The 19,239-nt window shown below is 36.4% G+C and carries 15 protein-coding genes; 2 read left to right on the top strand and 13 right to left on the bottom strand.

Going from position 1 to position 19,239, the window contains the following annotated elements:
• Nucleotides 1-122 precede the first annotated feature (122 nt).
• Both mutM and FHG08_RS06005 read right to left on the bottom strand, forming a co-directional pair.
• A complete protein-coding gene (gene mutM / locus FHG08_RS06010) occupies nt 123-932 on the bottom strand; it encodes a bifunctional DNA-formamidopyrimidine glycosylase/DNA-(apurinic or apyrimidinic site) lyase (protein ID WP_010390658.1) in 810 nt (269 codons plus the stop codon).
• Between the two features lie 13 nt (nt 933-945).
• A complete protein-coding gene (locus FHG08_RS06005) occupies nt 946-1,446 on the bottom strand; it encodes a hypothetical protein (protein ID WP_178954937.1) in 501 nt (166 codons plus the stop codon).
• Between the two features lie 117 nt (nt 1,447-1,563).
• Between FHG08_RS06005 and FHG08_RS06000 the strand changes: the two genes are divergently transcribed.
• Nucleotides 1,564-2,487 carry a manganese-dependent inorganic pyrophosphatase gene (locus tag FHG08_RS06000; RefSeq protein ID WP_013464036.1) on the top strand — a complete coding sequence of 308 codons (924 nt, stop codon included), beginning with the start codon at nt 1,564-1,566 and terminating at the stop codon, nt 2,485-2,487.
• A 298-nt stretch (nt 2,488-2,785) separates the two neighbouring features.
• Entirely contained in the window at nt 2,786-4,165 is a 1,380-nt protein-coding gene (locus FHG08_RS05995) for an MBL fold metallo-hydrolase RNA specificity domain-containing protein (RefSeq protein WP_178954935.1), read from the top strand.
• Between the two features lie 355 nt (nt 4,166-4,520).
• Here FHG08_RS05995 and FHG08_RS05990 read toward each other — a convergent pair whose 3' ends face one another.
• The 11 genes from FHG08_RS05990 to FHG08_RS05940 form a co-directional block, all read right to left on the bottom strand.
• Complete coding sequence (locus tag FHG08_RS05990; protein ID WP_178954933.1) at nt 4,521-5,687, bottom strand: nucleotide sugar dehydrogenase; 1,167 nt, start codon at nt 5,685-5,687, stop codon at nt 4,521-4,523.
• Between the two features lie 121 nt (nt 5,688-5,808).
• On the bottom strand, nt 5,809-6,921 hold the full coding sequence (wecB, locus tag FHG08_RS05985) for a non-hydrolyzing UDP-N-acetylglucosamine 2-epimerase (RefSeq protein WP_178954923.1): 1,113 nt from the start codon (nt 6,919-6,921) through the stop codon (nt 5,809-5,811).
• A 59-nt stretch (nt 6,922-6,980) separates the two neighbouring features.
• Complete coding sequence (wecC, locus tag FHG08_RS05980; RefSeq protein ID WP_178954921.1) at nt 6,981-8,219, bottom strand: UDP-N-acetyl-D-mannosamine dehydrogenase; 1,239 nt, start codon at nt 8,217-8,219, stop codon at nt 6,981-6,983.
• A 2-nt stretch (nt 8,220-8,221) separates the two neighbouring features.
• The gene (locus FHG08_RS05975; protein ID WP_178954919.1) at nt 8,222-9,517 is read right to left on the bottom strand and encodes a WzyE family oligosaccharide polymerase; all 1,296 of its coding nucleotides are present in this window, start codon (nt 9,515-9,517) and stop codon (nt 8,222-8,224) included.
• Nucleotides 9,517-10,449: an LPS O-antigen length regulator gene (locus tag FHG08_RS05970; protein WP_178954918.1), complete on the bottom strand. Its 933-nt coding sequence runs from the start codon at nt 10,447-10,449 to the stop codon at nt 9,517-9,519. Before FHG08_RS05970 ends, FHG08_RS05975 begins: the two co-directional genes overlap by 1 nt.
• 317 nt (nt 10,450-10,766) lie before the next feature.
• Nucleotides 10,767-13,184 (bottom strand): heparinase II/III family protein, encoded by a 2,418-nt coding sequence (locus tag FHG08_RS05965; protein WP_178954916.1) that lies wholly within the window; start codon nt 13,182-13,184, stop codon nt 10,767-10,769.
• A gap of 10 nt (nt 13,185-13,194) precedes the next feature.
• Nucleotides 13,195-14,403, bottom strand: a complete 1,209-nt coding sequence (locus tag FHG08_RS05960) for a hypothetical protein (RefSeq protein WP_178954914.1) — start codon at nt 14,401-14,403, stop codon at nt 13,195-13,197.
• The gene (locus FHG08_RS05955) at nt 14,396-15,364 is read right to left on the bottom strand and encodes a hypothetical protein (RefSeq protein ID WP_178954912.1); all 969 of its coding nucleotides are present in this window, start codon (nt 15,362-15,364) and stop codon (nt 14,396-14,398) included. The genes FHG08_RS05960 and FHG08_RS05955 overlap by 8 nt, the downstream gene beginning before the upstream one ends.
• A gap of 32 nt (nt 15,365-15,396) precedes the next feature.
• Nucleotides 15,397-17,445, bottom strand: a complete 2,049-nt coding sequence (locus FHG08_RS05950) for a glycosyltransferase (RefSeq protein WP_178954910.1) — start codon at nt 17,443-17,445, stop codon at nt 15,397-15,399.
• The gene (locus FHG08_RS05945; protein ID WP_178954908.1) at nt 17,442-18,491 is read right to left on the bottom strand and encodes a glycosyltransferase family 4 protein; all 1,050 of its coding nucleotides are present in this window, start codon (nt 18,489-18,491) and stop codon (nt 17,442-17,444) included. The genes FHG08_RS05950 and FHG08_RS05945 overlap by 4 nt, the downstream gene beginning before the upstream one ends.
• Nucleotides 18,492-19,232 carry a WecB/TagA/CpsF family glycosyltransferase gene (locus FHG08_RS05940; RefSeq protein ID WP_178954906.1) on the bottom strand — a complete coding sequence of 247 codons (741 nt, stop codon included), beginning with the start codon at nt 19,230-19,232 and terminating at the stop codon, nt 18,492-18,494.
• Nucleotides 19,233-19,239: the final 7 nt, after the last annotated feature.

Here is a 19,239-nt window from a genome sequence, read left to right as displayed (position 1 = left end):
CAGGGGGCGAGGTACGAGCTTCGAGATTCGGGGTTCGTAATCCATAGCCCGACGTCCGTAATTCGTTACCCGTCGCCCGTGAACTTTAACCTCTATCTAAAATCTAACACCTAATACCTTTATTATTTCTGACACACCTCACAAAAAACGGTGCTGCGTTGGCCTAGACGAATTTCTGTTAGTGCTGTGTCGCAATTTACACAAGGCTGGCCTTTTCGGCCATACACTAATAGCTGCTGCGCAAAGTAGCCTGGCTTACCGTCACTTTGGGCAAAGTCTTTCAGCGTTGTGCCGCCTTGAGTAATTGCTGCGGCTAGGGTGTCTTTTATAATTGGGATTAACGCTTGGTAGCGTTTAAGGCTTACCTTACCTGCTTCTTTTCGCGGATCGATACCTGCTTTAAATAATGATTCGTTAGCGTAAATATTACCAACCCCCACCACCACGGCGTTATTCATTATAAACTGTTTAACAGGCACTTTTTTATTACGAGATTGCTCATAAACACGTTTAGCAAAAAAGTCATCGGTGAGTGGCTCGGGGCCTAATTTAGCAAGTAACTTATGCTCTTCATTGGGGGCTTGCCATAAACAGCAACCAAAGCGACGTGGATCGTTTAAACGCAGCGCCTTATTATTCGCTAAAATAAACTCAACATGGTCATGCTTTTTAAGTGGCTCATTGGCGTTCACAACCCTCAAGTTACCCGACATACCTAAATGCAATATAGCCGAGCCTAGCTCGCATTCTAACAATAAGTATTTTGCACGTCGTTCAATACTGCTAACCACTAACCCCTCAAGTTGATACACCTCATCTGGCACAGGCCAGCGCATACTGGCATTATGAATATTTACCTTAGTCACAACTTGGTTTAGCACATGGGGGGTAATACCCATACGGCTAACTTCTACTTCTGGTAATTCAGGCATTAATAAAACTCACTTATGAAAAGGTAAAACTTGGAAATAATTGTTTTGCAGTAGTTAAATCGAGCAACAATAATCGCTGACTGGTTTTATCGAATAGATAATACTGACCATTCGCCTCAAATAATAAGTACACCCAAGGTAGGGGCTCACCGGCGAGTTCAAACGTGGCTACCGATAGTGGCTTATTCATATCAAGCGCATCAGGTGTGATGGTGGTCATCAACGCGGTATTTTGCCATAAATAAACTAGCTCACTAAGTTGCTGCTCTGAGCCTTGCCAACTAAGCGGTACATTTTTTTGCAAAGTAGTAGTACGCCAACTAGTGCCAATACGGTCAATTTTTTGGTCGATAAATTTAAGTGTTAATACAAAACTTTGCACAGGAAGTAGTGGCTGAAATTGCGCCTGTGTTTCATCATTCCCTATGTTTTTATGCAGTCCATTTAAAAAGAAGATCATAATCAACATCGAAAAAATAATAACATTGTTCCAACCTTTTCGGCCGAGTTGCATGTGGGTCTTCCAATTAATAATATCGATTTAAAGTGTAACCAAAACTTAATTACACTGTCTATATGTTAAAACCCAAAGACTTTGCTAGAATATCGGCAAATTTTAAGGAGTTTAGTCATGTCAATGTATGTAGTGGGCCATAAAATCCCAGATTCAGATTCAATATGTGGTGCAATTGCACTGGCTTATTTAAAAAACCAAATTGATGAACCAGCAATCCCAACTCGCCTAGGTGAAGTTTCACCTGAAACACAATTTATTTTAGATAAATTCGGTTTTGAAGCACCTGAGCTAAAACTTAGCTACGCTGGCGAAGACGTTTATATTGTAGACCACACAGAAAAAACCCAAGCACCTGACGATATTGATCAGGCTCGCGTAGTGGGCGTGGTAGATCATCACAAGCTAGGTGATTTAACCTCATCAACACCACTTGAGTGTTGGATCCGCCCTGTTGGTTGTTCTAACACCATTATTAAAATGATGTATGACTTCTACAACGTTGAGATCCCTAAAGATATTGCTGGCATTATGCTTTGCGCTATTTTAAGCGACACGGTTATCTTCAAATCACCAACCTGTACTACTGCCGATATTAAATGTGTTGAAGCGCTTGCAGAAATTGCAGGCATTGAAGACTTTAAAGAACTAGGCATGGACATGTTCCGCGTTAAATCAGCCGTTGAAGATACGCCAGTACGTGACTTAGTAATGCGTGACTTTAAAGACTTTAACATGAACGGTAACCTCGTTGGTATTGGTCAGTTAGAAGTTATTGACCTTGCGGTATTTGACGAGATTAAAGCCGATCTTGAAGCCGACATCGCGAAGCTTAAAGAAGAAGGCGGTCGTCACTCGGTATTTTTACTTCTGACCGACATTATGAAAGAAGGCTCACAAATGCTAATTGCATCAGACGATGCTAGCCTAGTTGAGCAAGCTTATGGTGAAAAACCAGAAGACGGTAAAGTATGGCTAGACGGCGTATTAAGCCGTAAAAAGCAAGTAGTGCCACCACTACAAGACGCTTTTAAGAGCTAGGTTCGAGGTTCGAGGTTCGAGGTTCGAGGTTCGAGGTTCGAGGTTCGAGATATTTAAAAACCTTGCGGTTAACATCGCAAGGTTTTTTTATGCCTGTAGACGGGTTCATCCCGCGTCAGTATTAGGAGCAAGGTGCTAGGTCCTCTTGGCTCGTGGCTCGTCCGTTACGGTATAAAGACCCTCCCACATTAAAATACCTGCTATATTTACCTATAAAATAAAGACTTAGGCTCTAAGTGCTAGGATTCGAGCTTCGAGCCGTAACCCGAGGCCCGCAGCCAAAACATAAGGACATAAAATGCAAATACTTCACCACGGAGCGGTAAATGGCGTAACAGGCTCGTGCCACCAGCTGATAATAAACGATCAAAGCTCTTTTCTAATTGACTGCGGACTATTTCAAGGTGAAGATTCTGTTGATGATCTTAATATTGAATTTAATATAGATACAGTCCGCGCGCTGATCGTTACCCATTGTCACATCGATCATGTTGGCCGAATCCCCTACTTATTAATGGCTGGCTTTAAAGGACCCATATTTACCTCTATTGCATCGGCTAGTTTACTGCCACTAGTGATTGAAGATGCATTAAAAGTGGGCGTCACACGCGATCAAAAAATAATAGATACCTGCCTAAGGTTACTTAAACAGCAAATTATTGAAGTTGATTTTAAAACCTGGTTTGAGCTTCCTTGCAAAGGTGAACACATAGCCAAAGCCCGTCTACAACGAGCAGGGCACATTTTAGGCTCCGCTTATGTTGAAATAGATATAAGCATACCAACTCGTAAAGCTAAAAACTGCCATCGGGTCGTATTTTCAGGTGATTTAGGGGCGCCCTATACGCCTTTGCTACCCGCACCTAAAGCGCCCTATAAAGCCGATACCTTAGTAATTGAGTCAACCTATGGTGATAAAAACCATCAAGGACGAAAACAACGTACGCAAACCTTAAAAGCTGTGATTGAGCGCGCAGTTGCCGACAACGGTATCGTGCTTGTGCCTGCATTTAGTATAGGCCGTACACAAGAGCTGTTATACGAACTTGAACAGCTAATTCATGCCTCAACTAAAAACTCACCTTGGCGCACAATACAAGTAATACTCGACTCCCCGATGGCGACTAATTTTACTCAGCAGTATCGAAAATTTAAATATTTATGGGATGAAGAAGCAAAACAAAAAGTAGCCAAAGGCCGCCATCCTCTCGACTTTGAAAACCTCACTACAATAAATACCCATAGCGAGCACTTAGCGTTAATAAATTACCTAGCCACCCGCCAAAAACCTGCAATTATCCTAGCTGCAAGCGGTATGTGCACCGGCGGACGAATAGTTAACTACCTAGAGCGATTTTTAATCGACAAAACCACCGACGTACTATTTGTAGGTTACCAAGGCAGAGGTACTTTAGGTCGCGACATACAAACCTATGGCCCAAAAAATGGCTATGTATTTATAAATAATACCCACATTAATATTAACGCCAAAATACACACAATAAGCGGCTACAGCGCCCACGCCGATCAAACTGGTTTAATTAAATTTGTAACCGGTATGCGCAAAAAACCCCGCCATATAAAAATAGTCCACGGCGATGATGACGCTAAAAATGCACTCGCTACAAAGTATAGGGAAGTACTGGGTGATGATGTAAAAGTTGAGATTGGGAAGTGAGGAGACAAATTCGAGGTTCGAGGTTCGAGGTTCGAGATATTTAAAAACCTTGCGGTTAACATCGCAAGGTTTTTAAATATCTGTAGTAGCGGGTTCACCCCGCGTCGTTATTAGGTTTTAGGCCCGTCGCCCATGAACATAAACCAAACCTGCGCGGCATAAAGCCCCACCTACGTCTAATCCAAACACCGTGCTTGGCTTAATCTCTACCTTATACCTAGAACCTTTGTCTTTAACCAGACACGAAATAAAACCGCTGCTACACCAGTCAAACTTAACCCGTTCCTCGTCGCCCGTAACTCGTACCTCGCAGCCCGTCGCTCGCAGCCCGTATACTTAAGCCTTAAACGATATTTTAATCACTACCAAATAAATCACGCGTATAAACTTTATCAGCAATATCAGCCAGTTCATCAACCATACGGTTTGATAAAATAACATCTGAAAGCTGCTTAAATTCATTTAAATCTTTGATTACCCGAGAATGATAAAACTCATCAGCATCAAGTACGGGTTCAAAAACAACAACTTCAATTCCTTTTGCTTTAATGCGCTTCATAATACCTTGAATGGCAGAGGCTCTAAAGTTATCCGAACCCGACTTCATAACTAACCGATAAACACCGACAACCTTAGGTTTACGATTAATAATTGATTCCGCGATGAAATCTTTTCGTGTTCGATTCGCATCGACAATGGCGCCTATAATGTTATTAGGAACATCTTTGTAATTTGCTAATAACTGTTTGGTATCTTTAGGTAGGCAGTAACCACCATAACCAAATGAAGGGTTATTGTAATGGTTACCTATGCGTGGGTCTAAACCAACCCCTTGAATAATTTGCTTACTACTTAATCCATGTGCTTCAGCATAACTATCAAGCTCATTAAAATATGCCACTCGCATTGCTAAGTACGTATTAGAGAAAAGCTTTATTGCTTCAGCTTCTGTTGAGTCGGTAAATAGCACCTCAACATCTTGCTTTATAGCACCTTGCTTAAGTAAACCTGCAAATGTTGCTGCTCGCTCGCTTTGCTCACCCACTACAATACGTGACGGATACAGGTTATCGTAAAGCGCCTTACCTTCACGTAAAAACTCAGGCGAAAAGATAATATTTTGTGTCTTCAAGCGTTTTGATATAGATGAAGTAAAGCCAACCGGAACGGTAGATTTAATAACTATCGTTGCATCAGGGTTTATTTCTAATGCTTCTTCAATTACTCTTTCTACAGAGCTAGTATCAAAATTATCTGTATCACTATCGTAATCAGTAGGAGTTGCAACAATAATAAAACCGGCATTATTGTATGCACGTACTTTGTCAGAGGTAGCAATAAAGTTAATATCATTGCGAAGTAAGTATTCGCTTATTAATGGATCTAAAACGGTAGAAGACTTGTTGTTTAACAATTTAATTTTACATTCATCAATATCTAAACCAACCACTTCGTTATTTTGGGCTAATAACATGGCGTTTGACAATCCAACAAACCCAGTACCTACAACAATAATTTTCATAGGCTTCCTTTAGGAGAATATAAAATAAATGAGCACACAAGGGCTAATAACTTCGTTAACATCCATATTAGTCCATTTTTAGTAATAGAGTTAATCGTTTCATTAAGTCTACAAAAAAGGCTTATTCTAGTAAGCCTTTAATAATACGCTCACAAGCTAAACCATCACCGTACGGATTATGCGCTTTACTCATAGCTTTATACACTATGTCATCATCTATTAATTCGCTAACTGAACTAACTATTTTATCGACATTGGTACCAACAAGTTTAACCGTACCTGCTGCTACTGCTTCAGGGCGCTCTGTTGTATCACGCATTACAAGTACAGGTTTACCTAAGCTTGGAGCCTCTTCCTGCACTCCGCCAGAGTCGGTTAAAATTAAATATGAACGATCCATTAAAAATACAAATGGTAAGTAATTTTGCGGTTCAATAAGCATTACATTTGGTTTATCAGCAAGTAACCTATTTACTGGCTCCTGTACATTAGGGTTTAAATGCACCGGATAAACAAAATTAAAATTTGGATATTTAACTGCTAATTGCGAAATAGATTCACAAATGCGTTCAAAACCACCACCAAAGCTTTCGCGTCGATGCCCTGTTATTAATACATAAGGCTTAGTAATAATATCAGCAAACTTTTCAGTCATCATTTTTTGCGTACTTTGCATTGGTAGTACGGTATTTTTAATTTGTAGTAAAGCATCTATAACTGTATTACCAGTAATAACGATGTCTGATTTAGATACATGTTCGCGTAGTAAGTTATCTGCTGATGCTTGAGTGGGAGCAAAGTGTTTAGCGGTAATTACGCCAGTTAAGGTACGGTTTGCTTCTTCTGGCCAAGGACTATACAAATCGCCTGTTCTTAAACCTGCTTCAACATGCCCTACTTTAATTTGTTTGTAAAAGGCCGCCATTGATGCCGCAAACGTCGTTGTAGTATCACCATGAACTAAAACCCAATCAGGCTTAAATTCTTCTAATACATCGCGTAAACCTAATAATATCTTACTGGTAATATCGTATAAATCCTGACCTGACTTCATTATATTTAAATCATAATCTGGCTTTATTTCAAAAAGAGCTAACACTTGATCAAGCATTTCACGATGCTGCGCTGTTACACATACTCTAGCTTCTATCTCAGGGGTATTTTCCAAAGCTAATACAAGAGGAGCCATTTTAATCGCTTCAGGGCGAGTACCAAATACTGTTAAAACTTTCATTTATGTATCCATATACAAAAGCCCACCATATTGGCAGGCTTAAAAAACTAATATTGGGTTTAAAAAATACCGCGGCTATCAACAATTACTTTTTTAGCAATTTGCTCAGGAGCAATATTTTTAAATTCTGTATGGTCAACTAATACGGCAAGCGTATTGCAGCGCTCTAAAGCTTCTTCTGAAGTCACTAATTCAACGCCTAGTTTAGATAAAGACTCAGGTAGCTTAGTGATATTTGGTTCTACAACCAGAACTTCTGCATCGCTTTTTTGCGCTAACATTTTTGTTATATCAAGTGCTGGGCTTTCACGTAAATCGTCAATATCTGCTTTAAACGCAATCCCCATACAAGCAATTACAGGCTTTTTAAACTGATCAGCAGCATCGAGTATTTGTTGTAAAACATAGTGAGGCTTACTATCATTCACTTCACGAGCTTGGCGTATCAGTTTAGCTGTATCTGGCGCTGAACTTACAATAAACCAAGGATCAACTGCAATACAGTGACCACCTACACCTGGGCCTGGATTTAAAATATTAACACGTGGGTGGCGGTTAGCCAGTTTAATAAGCTCCCACACATCAATGCTTAATTTATCGCAAATCATCGAAAGTTCATTAGCAAAAGCAATGTTGACATCACGAAACGAGTTTTCAGTTAGCTTAGCCATTTCAGCTGTACGCGCATTTGTAAGTAAACATTCACCTTTAACAAAAGTTTTATATAAAGCAACCGCTTTTTTTGAGCATGCCTCAGACATACCGCCAATAACGCGATCATTTTCAACTAATTCACGTAGAACATGACCAGGTAAAACGCGCTCTGGGCAATGTGCTACGTTTATGTCAGCTTCACTGCCATGTGTTTGTGGAAATGTTAAATCTGGTCGTGACTCTGCTAACCAATTTGCAAGCTCTTCAGTAGCACCTACAGGAGAAGTTGATTCCAATATAACTAGGTTTCCCTTTTCAAGTACAGGCGCAATTGCTTTCGCGGCAGACTCTATATAGCTTAAATCGGCTTCGTAATTTTCTTTAAAAGGAGTAGGTACTGCCACCATGAACGCATCTGCTTTTTCAGCTATGGTAGTCGCTTTTAAGTTACCAGCTTGTACAGCGCTGCGTACAACCATATCGAGATCGGGTTCAACAATATGTACATTACCCGCATTTATCGTATCTACAGCGTGCTGGCTAACATCTACACCAATCACTTTAATACCGCGAGAAGCGATGACCGCAGCTGTTGGCAAACCTATATAGCCAAGGCCTACTACTGATACTTTTTTAAACTCCATTATTACTCCGAAATAACTCTGGTTAACTTATCAAGCTTATTGGCTTGTGACATTCGCTCAAATATGAACAAGATCATCATTGAAGCTAGCCAAATAAACAAAAATGTACAAAAAATTAGGATTGCCTTATTAAAAAATAACTCAATAGACTCCCGCACCATAAAAAACGAGAAGGGTAAAATTGTATATGAAAAAAGCACTAAAAATGGCTTATTACAAAACATCATCCTCTCAAGAGCGCAGGTTATAAATACCACAACTAAGCATCCAAGAAATATTCCCAATCCGCCACCCATTATATAAACACCACCAAGGAGAGTAGGTGAGATAATGTAAGTTCCTCTGTGGATTCCAAGAATCGACTCTGTAAAAAATAATGCATTTGTTAATGGAATAACGGGTTTCTCTGGCCAGAAAGCTCTAGGTATAAGAGGGTTAAATTGCGCCATAACATAATCAAAGCCTTTATAATACTCATCACCACTTTCAAAGTATTCTAATATTTTATTAAATGAATCATAAGGTGAAAGACTGTCGATTAGGTACCTGAATCCGAGTTCAATAACATCGTCACTCATTCCTTGTCCATATCTAACAAACGCTAAATAATTTATAAATCCAATTAGTAAAAGTGCCGCAAAGAAAATGCTTTTTAAAGAGACTAAACTTAGCCTTTGCCCTATAATTATTACACCTATTATACCAGCAGCTAAAATATTTCTAGAACCACCTAACGTAAAATAGACTAACATCCCACCAACCACGCTCACCGCCAAGGCTAAAAAAAGACCTTTAAAATTTTTTCTATCCATTAAAATTAACATTGCGGCAGGAATAAATAGAAAAAAGAAAATCATGAAAATACCGTTACCTGCGCTAGAAGATAACCTATGCCCATAATTACCGGCACTAAAACTCATTCCATTTAAAAAAACATACCCAAAAATTGAAATAAGAAAAAAAGCTAAACTAGATGTAATCAGTACCTGTCGTGATTTATCATCATATATAGTTAAGGGCACCGGCGATATTTTTCTAACTCCAAAATAACCAAGAATCACAAATGTGCTATAGAAAAACGTACTCCACCACAACCCCTCAGTTAATATATCATCAGGCAACATCTCGTAGCCTAAAAAGTAGCCAGCTGCTAAGTTCAATGGGATCCAAGAAAAGTTCGTTAAATATATAAAGCAACTTACTAAGAGGTAAAAGCCTACCCTATTATTTGAAAGCTTTAAAGATAAAAGAAGCAGAGAAACACTGACAACAAAAACTATTGCTATTTCAAACTGCATTATTTATTCCTGGCATTCACAAACCTAATAATAGAAATTAGTAATGCAATACACACACCTAAAAATGTTATTCCTAAACATATGAGAGCTCGTTTGGGGCTTTGCTTTTCTTCTGGTATATAAGGTGCTTGAATAACATTTAATGCAAAGTCTTTTTTGGTTTTTGATACCATCATCTTTTTTAATTGATCTTCTATTAAATCATACAAAGAAGCTCTTACTTCCGTATATTCTGCTTGTTGCAAATACCCATTTAAAAACTTTAAATTATTGTTTACTTCTAGCAATTGAAGCTCTCTTTCGAACTCATTAAACTCTTCAATGAGTAAAGATAGCCATTGCTTTGCAATTTCAGGACTATAAAAGTCAACAGACAGTTTAAAAACCGCTTTTTTTCTATCGAAACTCACCTTAAATATTTCTCTAAACTTCTTATATGCTTCTTCATTTGTCGGTTCTGGTAATAGAGGATAATCTACATCTCGAAGCCATTTATTATTATTAAAATCATATATAGAACTATCATAAACAAGCGTATTCGAACTTTGTGTCCAATCTTCAGCAGCAAAAAGAGGGATTTTAATATTATGCTTTTTCAGGAAAGGGATTAAAAAGTCTCTAGACTTTAATTTTTCTTCTAAATGAAAAACCGCTTTTTCATCACCTCCGCCTAAGCTAATACCAGCTAATGAAGCAACACCACTCAATTGACCGAGCATACCAGCAACGCCTCCACCAGATGACTCTGTAGAGGTTAGTAAAGATTCACTGCGATATTGGTTTGGTATCGAAAGTGCGAAAAAAACACTAAAAATAGCAATTGATAAAACAAACAATATGTTAAAAACTTTATACTTTAAGATTGAACCTATAACAATTTCAAAAAAATCATTATATTCAGCTTTTACTACATTAACTTTAACATCCGTCATTTCACACTACTCTTAATCATTCTTTAATACACCTATGGCATGAATTATGACACAGCTCGTTTTGCTTTGATATTTCTATAAACGAATGCAATACAAACTGGTAAATTGCTGGGCAGTATAACCTAACTATAGAATTAAATGCCAAAATTAATATGCAAGTAATATCATCAAAAAAAGAGTTCACTCCTCATCTCGTTTGCATTATGAAATATTTACTCATAAAAAAGCCTAAGCTCAGATTGTTATTTGAACTTAGGCTAAAACTTACAATATATTAAAAACTTATGTTTATATTTTCGATAAAAAAACTATGGCCGTTATTGAGTTATTGATAATATATTATTCACTTTATCATAAATTATTTTTATTTCTCCGGCCGTTATCTTAACTGTATTTTCACTAACATCTTTTAACTCTATTTTAAGCTCTTTATCCAATGAGAAAACATTAACAGTATAGTAGCTATTTGATAGAGTGATACACTCCTTAACTGGTGCTTCCACACCTGTATTATATCCTTCAGTGATCCAGCCCTGGAGGGGAGTGCCTGTTTCATCAAATTCACCCTTTTCAATTTTGCACGTTGGTGAGCTCGTAGACCATCTTTTTTGAAAAACTGTTTTCCCACTTTTAAGAGCTATTTTTGTTTCAGTATCAGACTCCATATAAATATTACTACTGTGGGCATAGTGCCAGTTTTCTTCATATTTTTTTGCGCCAACTGCATTGTCAATAACAACTAGCGTAGGATTTTCATTTGTACTAAACGCAATTGCCCTACTATGTTTTTGAGTATTTGATATAGGCTGATTCCCTGCAAATAGGAGTAAGTTCCCCTGTTGCTCAGCTTGATTTAATTGCGCTGATTGCAAATTAGATTCTAACTCATCGAGAACTAAAGTATTGTGATTTGATAAAGACCAAAAATTTCGTCTTCCTGGATTGTTATAAGAAAAAGGGCCACCAGAATCGACCAAAACATTTTCGCCATGTAAATTATAAACAATATTCAAATTATCAAAGTGCCCATGGACAATCCTGATAGGTCCTGCGTCAAAATACACTTTACTCGCACCTTTAGGACTATCACTTTTAGCTATTACTAAACCTTCAACCTCACTAACATTTAATGCATCTAAAGCTATTTGCCCTCGCTCCAAAAAAGCTTCAAATTCAGGAATTCGCACTTTAAAGTGTGCATAATACCCTTTCAAATAACCTAACCAATATTTATTGTTATAAGAGTCACCTATTGCAGGAGATGTCCCATCTTCATTTAATAAATAAGGACCTTTAGAAATTGCTTTTGATAAAGTTTTCACTAAAATATTGGGTGAAGAAATTTGCAAGTTATCTAACTGTATTTTTGCTTCAAGTAACATTGATATACCAGTAAAGTGATATTCAAATGCTTGCTCCACGCTCTGTCCACTTTGCTCATCAAACATCAATTTTGATGCATTTTGCAGTCTCGAAATCGTTGTATTGAATAATTCTTCTGCTTTTGATTTATAGGCGAAAACACTAAATAGATTTAATGCAGATTTGGCTTGAATCAAACCATGATTTTCATCATCGTAAATAGGATCATTTATATAAAACTGTAGCATTTCCCAGTCTTTATCTAATAAGTTTAATAATGCAACTTGTGTGTCCTTGTTAAACACTTCAAAAAAATTTAAATAAAAATACAGTAAGTGGTTTACTCTTAAAGCTACAGCATCTTCTCTGTATGCAACTGAGGGTAACGCGTTTTCAATGTAAGGGTACGTAGAGTTATAGTCTATTAAATAAGTGCTTATTTTATCTAGCCACACTTGTTCATTAGTATCTTTGTAAACTTCTCCATATGTAGTTAGCCAACCTAAGCTATGATAAAAAAGTTGCCAACTGACATTATCTACTGGGTTTTCATGCCAAGTTGGGTCTTCAGGAACCTCCCATGAACCAAAGTTCAACCAATAAAAGTCAATTTCATTTTTTGTTATTAGCAGCTCTTTTAATGAATCTCGAGTAAATATAGAGCGTTGAGGCCAATTTAGCTTAGCCATCTCTGGTTTTGAATAATAGTTAAAATTAATTAAACTATTTCCCTCAAGCCAAGTCGGTAATAAAAAGTTAAATTTTAAGCTTTCCCCTCTCAGAAAGTCTTCTTCATCAAACACTTTAAATTTATAAATAACGTGGTTTCCATGAAAAGTAGAACTCAGCTTTTCAATATCAATTGAAGCTGGAGCTATATTGGACACCTCAATTTCAGGCTCTTGTGAAATAATTGAATCAAATTCGACCTTTAAAGTTATTGTTTCACCTTCAATGGCTATGTCAGAACTCTGCTCTATCTTTACGATATTTACAGGTTCAACGAGAACATCAACGCGTGCACTTAAAACATCGTCACCGATGGTTACGTGATATTCAAAAAAATCAGCTCCTGTAAAAGAGTTTTCTGAGGTGTAAACAATATTATTTTGCTCAATAGTTAATTTTGCGCCTTCGTTTGAGCGCTCATCTACCGACATCTGATAAATTACTGGTAGGTTTTCATCATTAGACAGAACATTTAGTTTAGATTTTGAATTTGTTTTTATATTAAAATTATCTTGAGCAATTTTAATATTGACTTCATCAGCTTCATTATCGGTACTTCCACTCCCTGAATTATCATTGCATGCAAAAAGAAAGCTTGAAATAAACACTATAAAAAAGATTTTTTCCATTAATAGGTTTCTCATCCATAAATCCTTATTTTTTAAAAATCACATCGCCCATTTTTTTTATAATTATCATTGTTATATATATAAACAACACATACAACACTAAAGGGTCTAGCATACCTGTGTGTATAGATATTGTTAACAGTATAAAACAAATTAAAAATGGAGCACTCTCAATAGGCCTATTTCGAGTCAAGAAACGATGACTTCCTAATGTAATAAATACACCAACAAAAAAACTTAGAATGTACGCACCATATGTTCCAAATTCTAAATAAAATTGACCCAATATCGAGGAGGTAGTTGTAGACTCTTGCCAGTTTGTACGTCCTAACCAATAAGACAACAAAGTCCTACTATGAGTTTGCTCCCCTGGTAATATTGTCGAGAATCCAGCTAGAGTGAACTGACCATATTGAAGCCCGATATCGGGTAAAATAGCGTTTATACCTTTTATAACAATAGAACCCTCGGCAAAGACTAAAATAAATGGTGCAAAAATAAATAGCTCTGGAGGCATGTCTAAATTGGCTAAAAGTTTAATGATAGCTTCAGGATCATCTTGAAATCGGAGTAAAGGATATAAGGTCATTATTGATAAGAGTATAATAGAACCAAATGCCTTTGTTTTTTTAGAAATATAGAATCGGTTGTATTTTACATTTAGAAAAACAAACATCAAAATAGTAACTACTAAAGGAGTTCTATAACCCATAGTTAACATGATGATACTGGCAAGAGCGGTAAAGTACAGCAGTTTTTTTTTAGAAAGCCACACATACATAAATGGATATAAAATCCAAATAAGACCGATTAGATATGTAAAAAAACCTGACACATCTTTTCTGTCAGAAATATTTAAAACAGGTACACCATGCATAACGATAAGTACTACATAGCTCACTAATGAAACAACAACAAGCAGTATAAGCGTAAAGTTTACTATAGGGTTAAAGCTCACACCCTCTGACGGAATATGAATAGATTCTCGTTGCGGTTGGTTTTGATTTTCATTTATCGAAATAAATAAGCGACTTAGAATCACACCTGTCAGCAGTGATACTACCGAAAGCGAATAAAAAGTTAATTGCCATAGGCCAACATGTTTAGCAAAAACCCAGCCCAAGAAGAAATAAACGGCAAAGCAGGATACGTAAACTTGCACCAACCTGTTTTGTTTGATCATAGTAAAAATTAAAACGAGCATTACTGCTAATGCTGAACACTTTTCAATCATTAGTGCGCATTCTTAAATATGTTTTAAAGAAAATAAAAAACAATGCAATTACTCCACCTATGAAAGTAATTCCTAGAACAATAAGTACTCTTTTGGGCCCAGATTTTTCCTCTGGCAAAAATGCACTATCCCTAACTTCAAAACCAAAATTCTTTTTTATATTAACTAGGGTTAATTTTTGATATTGCTCTTGAAGCAGCTGAGATAATGTCACTCTTAATTCACTATTATTTAAATTAGTATATTGACTTTCTATAAATTCAATACTTTGTTCAGCATCCAAACGCTCTTTATTACGAAGGTATTCACTTAAAGTTACTAATAAAGATTCTACCCATTGCTTAGAGATTTCTGGTGAATAGAAAGTAATTGATATAGTTAACAAATCAGTTTTCTTATTTTTAGAAAAACTCATTACCTCTTTGAACTTTAAAAATAGCTCTTCTGATGAAGGTTTTTGTGATTGGTAGGGTTCTACCTCTCTGACCCACTTCTTATTTGACTCATCGTAAATATCCTCGTCAATAATTAACGTGTTAGTCTCTCTATCCCAGTCTTTGGCGGCAAATAATGGAACAGCAATTTTTTGTTGGTCGATAAAGAGCTTAATGAAATCCCGAGATTCTAATGTTTCTGTAATAACGTTAACATCTCCACCACCACCGATGGAAACACCTGCCATACTCGCTAAACCACCAAACTGACTAGCTAAAGCCCCTAAACCTGAGGTTTTATCTTCACTAACCGCAGCAATTTTTGAAAACGAACGGTATTCATTAGATAAGCTTAATGAATAAGCAATAGAGCCCAACCCAAATACAAATGTTATAATCAAAACACTTAAAAAATTTTGTTTGATTAAATCAACAAACGCAAAAAAATCACTATTTTTACTATTCACAAGCTTTCCTACAGAAAGGTTATCTTTAGCTTTTTCAACATTAATTTTGACATCTGTCATTACACACTACTCTTAATCATTATTTAATACACCTATGGTATGAATTGTGCCACAGCTTGTTTTGCTCTCATATTTCTATAGGCGAATACAATACAAATAAATGGCAACAAATAGGCAATTGAGTTTAAATTCACAACTTTAAATACCAATAAACTAATTGCTATCAGCGTTGCGCCCAATACTAGCAGGTTGAGCTTAGCAACAATATCTTCTTTTCCACGCAAGCTTAAAGACGTTAGAAAAATAAAGCCATACTGTGAAGATATAAAAATAGATGTAATTGCAATTGATGCCATAAATGCTGTCACCTTGGGAGCACCCAATATATAAAGATACATAAACGAAATAACTGAGCTAGCCAAGCAGCTTACTAAAATCAACTTGCAATATTTATTATTTACTATGACTATATTATCAAGAGAAAGATTATGGCTTCCCAATAAAGGCATATTTTTATTAGCTTGAGTCCTTGGAATTAGCATAGCTATAGAAAAACATGAAATAGTTAAAGCCACATATGACGCAACCTCAGGTTCAAAAATTAGTTTTGCTGTATAAGGAAAACAAAATAAAGCAAAAACACTGGCAGTGGTTGATATTGCAATATTAAATACTTTTCTATTTGGGATTTTTTCCGTTGCTTTTGCTTTTAGGCTTTGCCAATCGAAAAGAGCAATAAAAAACAAACCTGATAACAGAGCGACTAAGTAAATAATGTAGGGTGCATCAAACTTAACACTTGAATCACTACTTATAAGAACAGGTGCCACTAAACAAATAATAGATATTAAGCACTCAGCCATAGCGAGTAGAAAAAAACCTTGTTTTGCAACACGGTTAAATCTAAATAGGTAATAAAAATGCAATACAACAAATAGTGGTATGCAGTAGAGCAGATTGGTTATGACACCCATCCAAAATAAACCACTTAGAATACATAACCCACAAATCAATCCACTTAACGATTGTTTAGATATACTCGTAAAAGAGTCTCTATAGTCTTGCTTTAAAATAAAAAACCCAAAGCTTTGGCTAAACATCGTATTTAGCAGCATTAAGATAAAAAAATCGCTACCAAACGAAGCTGTATCCATAGCACCTAAAAAATAAATACAGGATGACAATAAAATAACGCGAGATGCCCCTGGCCCACCCGTAGCCAATAAAGGAACGAATACATTTAATAACCAGTTAACCAGTGGTTGGTCAACTTTCTTATTATGCATATAATCCAAACGATATTTGGCTAACTTTGATAATGATTGCGCTAAGGTATGCCTTGCCTTAATGGTAAATAAACCATGCTTACTTGAGCTAAGTAGCTCCATAAAAGACACTTTTTCACCCATTATCTTTTTACGATAAAAAGCAAAGTTTTCCTTATTTCGCACACTCATTATTTTTTTATGTTTAGCTTCAAACAGGTCAATTGCGCGCAGCTTATTATTAACTGAAGAGATTCTTTCAAGTTCTTGATCATCGTTAACTATGTATAGCTCTTTACCTATTCTATAAGCATCGCCATATTTAGCGATTAATCGAACCCATAAGTCATGATCTTGCAATGCTGGCAGGTCAGGGTCAAACCCTCCCACCTCAAGCACACGCTCACGACTTACTAAAATCTGATTTGAGCACTGATTAAGATCGAGTGCAGCAGACAAAGAGATTACCTTTTCTTTATTAAATAAAGACTTTTTATGGGCTCCATAATCCCAAAAATAACCACTGCAAACAAAAGAATACTTAGGGTCATAAGCTTTTACTAAACATTCTAAACGCTCAGGTAAAAACACGTCATCATCATCTAGCCCTGTTACTAAATCTGTATCAAGTGCTTTAATGGCTTTATTTCGTGCTTTACATGCTTTTTCTGAAATTTCGTTTCGAATAAATGAGACTCTAGGATCTGAAATCGTCTTCAAATATTCGTGTGTTCCATCACTTGAACCATCATCAATAATAAGTAACTTAAAATTAGGGTATGTTTGCGACAGTACAGAACTAACCGCTTTTTTTAATAGCTCAACGCGGTTTTTGGTTGGCATATAAATACCAACACTCAGGCTCTCTTTAATCATAAGTTACCTTTAAATGCTGCATTGTAAATAGTAACAATTTGCTCAATAACACGTGTCAAAGAGAATGATTCAGCTTTTTTGCTAACAGTAACACTTAAATAATCATACTGTTTTGATGGGAGCTCTAAGTTAAAAGTCATTGAATCCTTGAGGTTAGCTAAAAGCTGCTCTTCTGAGATATTCTTTTGTTCAATGAAACGGCTAACATCATCGATTTGGGCTTTTGATCCATCTGTAGAGGTTGCAATTACTGGTATACCGCAGGCTTGGGCCTCACTAAGTGTTAAACCAAAAGATTCATTTCTTGATAAGGAGAGTATGAATTTCGCTTGATAGATGATATCGACTAACTCTTCAGGATTTTTTTTTCCAAGATAGCTAAAGTTTGAAAATTGCGCTTGGGCGGCGAGCACCTCCTGTTTCATAGGCCCTTCACCAACTAATGCAAACTGCTGCTCAGGCATCATTGCAACTAAAGATAGAAAGCGATCTATACCTTTATTTTTATCTAAACTACAAACCTGAAGAAAATCATACTTCTTTGCCAATTGCTTATTTTTAGTATAAAAAATGTTATCGTTGTAACCTGCACATAGTATTGAATAAGAGCTTACTGGGCGATAAAACTTTTTATGTAATTGTTCAGAGGTGAAAATCCAATGGTTAACTACATTAGATAGCGTTCGATATAAATAACGAGGAGGATCATATAAATAAATATCACTCCCATGGCAGGTAACAATTATTTTAACATCGCGATTACGAAAAAACTTATAAACGGCGGCAAGTATAATAGTAGGAAAGTAATAATGAACGTGAATCACGTCATAACATTTAAAACGAAGCACACATTGAAAAATAAACTGCATTAGAAAAGCAGGATACTTTAAAGCCCTACACAAAAAGCTATCTGTATTCCATTTCATTTTACAATAATCTAAGTCTAAGTCTTTTTTGTTCAACCTATCAACTTGGTTATCAACAAAAACACCTTGCATAGGAGCCGACTGTTTAAAAGACATGTTAGATAAAATAAGCACTTTCATTTAGAGCTTCTTCAACAAATACAATTGTAGGAATTTAAGCAACTTGGCTTGTCTAAATATTCTTCTTGGCTCTTTGAGCATTCTATATAGCCATTCTAAATTTAGCTTTTGCCAACCTTTAGGTGCCCTATTAACGTTACCAGCAAGTACGTCAAAGCTTCCGCCTACCCCCATAAAAAAAGTATTTGGGTATTCTAGCATCAGCATTTTTATTAGCTTTTCTTGTTTGGGTGAACCCAAAGCAGCAATAACAATATCTGGCTTAACAGAACTAGCCAAATCAAATACTTCTTGCGTGCTTTTAAAGTATCCACTCATATAACCTACTACATTTACTCCATTAGTAGTTAGATAAGCATTCGTTTTTTCAACCACTTCAGGTTTCGCACCAACTAACAAAACCCTAGAGTTAAACTGAGATGAGCGTTTTAATACCTCAAGCCATAACTCACAACCGGCTATACGACACAGTTTTTTACCTGTTTTTTGTTGTAAAGCTTTTACAACGCCAATGCCATCTGCATATGGAAATTGCGCTTCATTAATAATTTTTTTTGTTTCACTATCATCAATAGCCTTAAGTACTTTTTCTGGATTTACAGCAACAGCCATACCTGGCTTTATAAGGCCATCATCTGAAAAGATGGTTGTTAAGACATGCTCCATTGATTCAAATGGTAAAATATTCACACCGCCTATCTGAATAGGGGAAATTTGATTTACTACACTACTTTCTTCCATAAAACAT

It is taken from the genome of Pseudoalteromonas sp. Scap03, assembly GCF_013393115.1.
In the GTDB taxonomy this organism is placed as follows: Bacteria; Pseudomonadota; Gammaproteobacteria; order Enterobacterales; family Alteromonadaceae; genus Pseudoalteromonas.
This window is presented reverse-complemented; position numbering and strand designations above follow the sequence as displayed.

Coding starts and splice junctions, on each gene's coding strand:
- FHG08_RS06000 (WP_013464036.1), top strand. CDS start 1,564: ATGTCAATGTATGTAGTGGGCCATAAAATCCCAGATTCAGATTCAATA.
- FHG08_RS05990 (WP_178954933.1), bottom strand. CDS start 5,687: ATGAAAATTATTGTTGTAGGTACTGGGTTTGTTGGATTGTCAAACGCC.
- FHG08_RS05965 (WP_178954916.1), bottom strand. CDS start 13,184: ATGAGAAACCTATTAATGGAAAAAATCTTTTTTATAGTGTTTATTTCA.
- FHG08_RS05970 (WP_178954918.1), bottom strand. CDS start 10,449: ATGACGGATGTTAAAGTTAATGTAGTAAAAGCTGAATATAATGATTTT.
- FHG08_RS05995 (WP_178954935.1), top strand. CDS start 2,786: ATGCAAATACTTCACCACGGAGCGGTAAATGGCGTAACAGGCTCGTGC.
- FHG08_RS05960 (WP_178954914.1), bottom strand. CDS start 14,403: ATGATTGAAAAGTGTTCAGCATTAGCAGTAATGCTCGTTTTAATTTTT.
- FHG08_RS05950 (WP_178954910.1), bottom strand. CDS start 17,445: ATGATTAAAGAGAGCCTGAGTGTTGGTATTTATATGCCAACCAAAAAC.
- FHG08_RS05945 (WP_178954908.1), bottom strand. CDS start 18,491: ATGAAAGTGCTTATTTTATCTAACATGTCTTTTAAACAGTCGGCTCCT.
- FHG08_RS05975 (WP_178954919.1), bottom strand. CDS start 9,517: ATGCAGTTTGAAATAGCAATAGTTTTTGTTGTCAGTGTTTCTCTGCTT.
- wecB (WP_178954923.1), bottom strand. CDS start 6,921: ATGAAAGTTTTAACAGTATTTGGTACTCGCCCTGAAGCGATTAAAATG.
- mutM (WP_010390658.1), bottom strand. CDS start 932: ATGCCTGAATTACCAGAAGTAGAAGTTAGCCGTATGGGTATTACCCCC.
- FHG08_RS05940 (WP_178954906.1), bottom strand. CDS start 19,232: ATGGAAGAAAGTAGTGTAGTAAATCAAATTTCCCCTATTCAGATAGGC.
- FHG08_RS05955 (WP_178954912.1), bottom strand. CDS start 15,364: ATGACAGATGTCAAAATTAATGTTGAAAAAGCTAAAGATAACCTTTCT.
- FHG08_RS06005 (WP_178954937.1), bottom strand. CDS start 1,446: ATGCAACTCGGCCGAAAAGGTTGGAACAATGTTATTATTTTTTCGATG.
- wecC (WP_178954921.1), bottom strand. CDS start 8,219: ATGGAGTTTAAAAAAGTATCAGTAGTAGGCCTTGGCTATATAGGTTTG.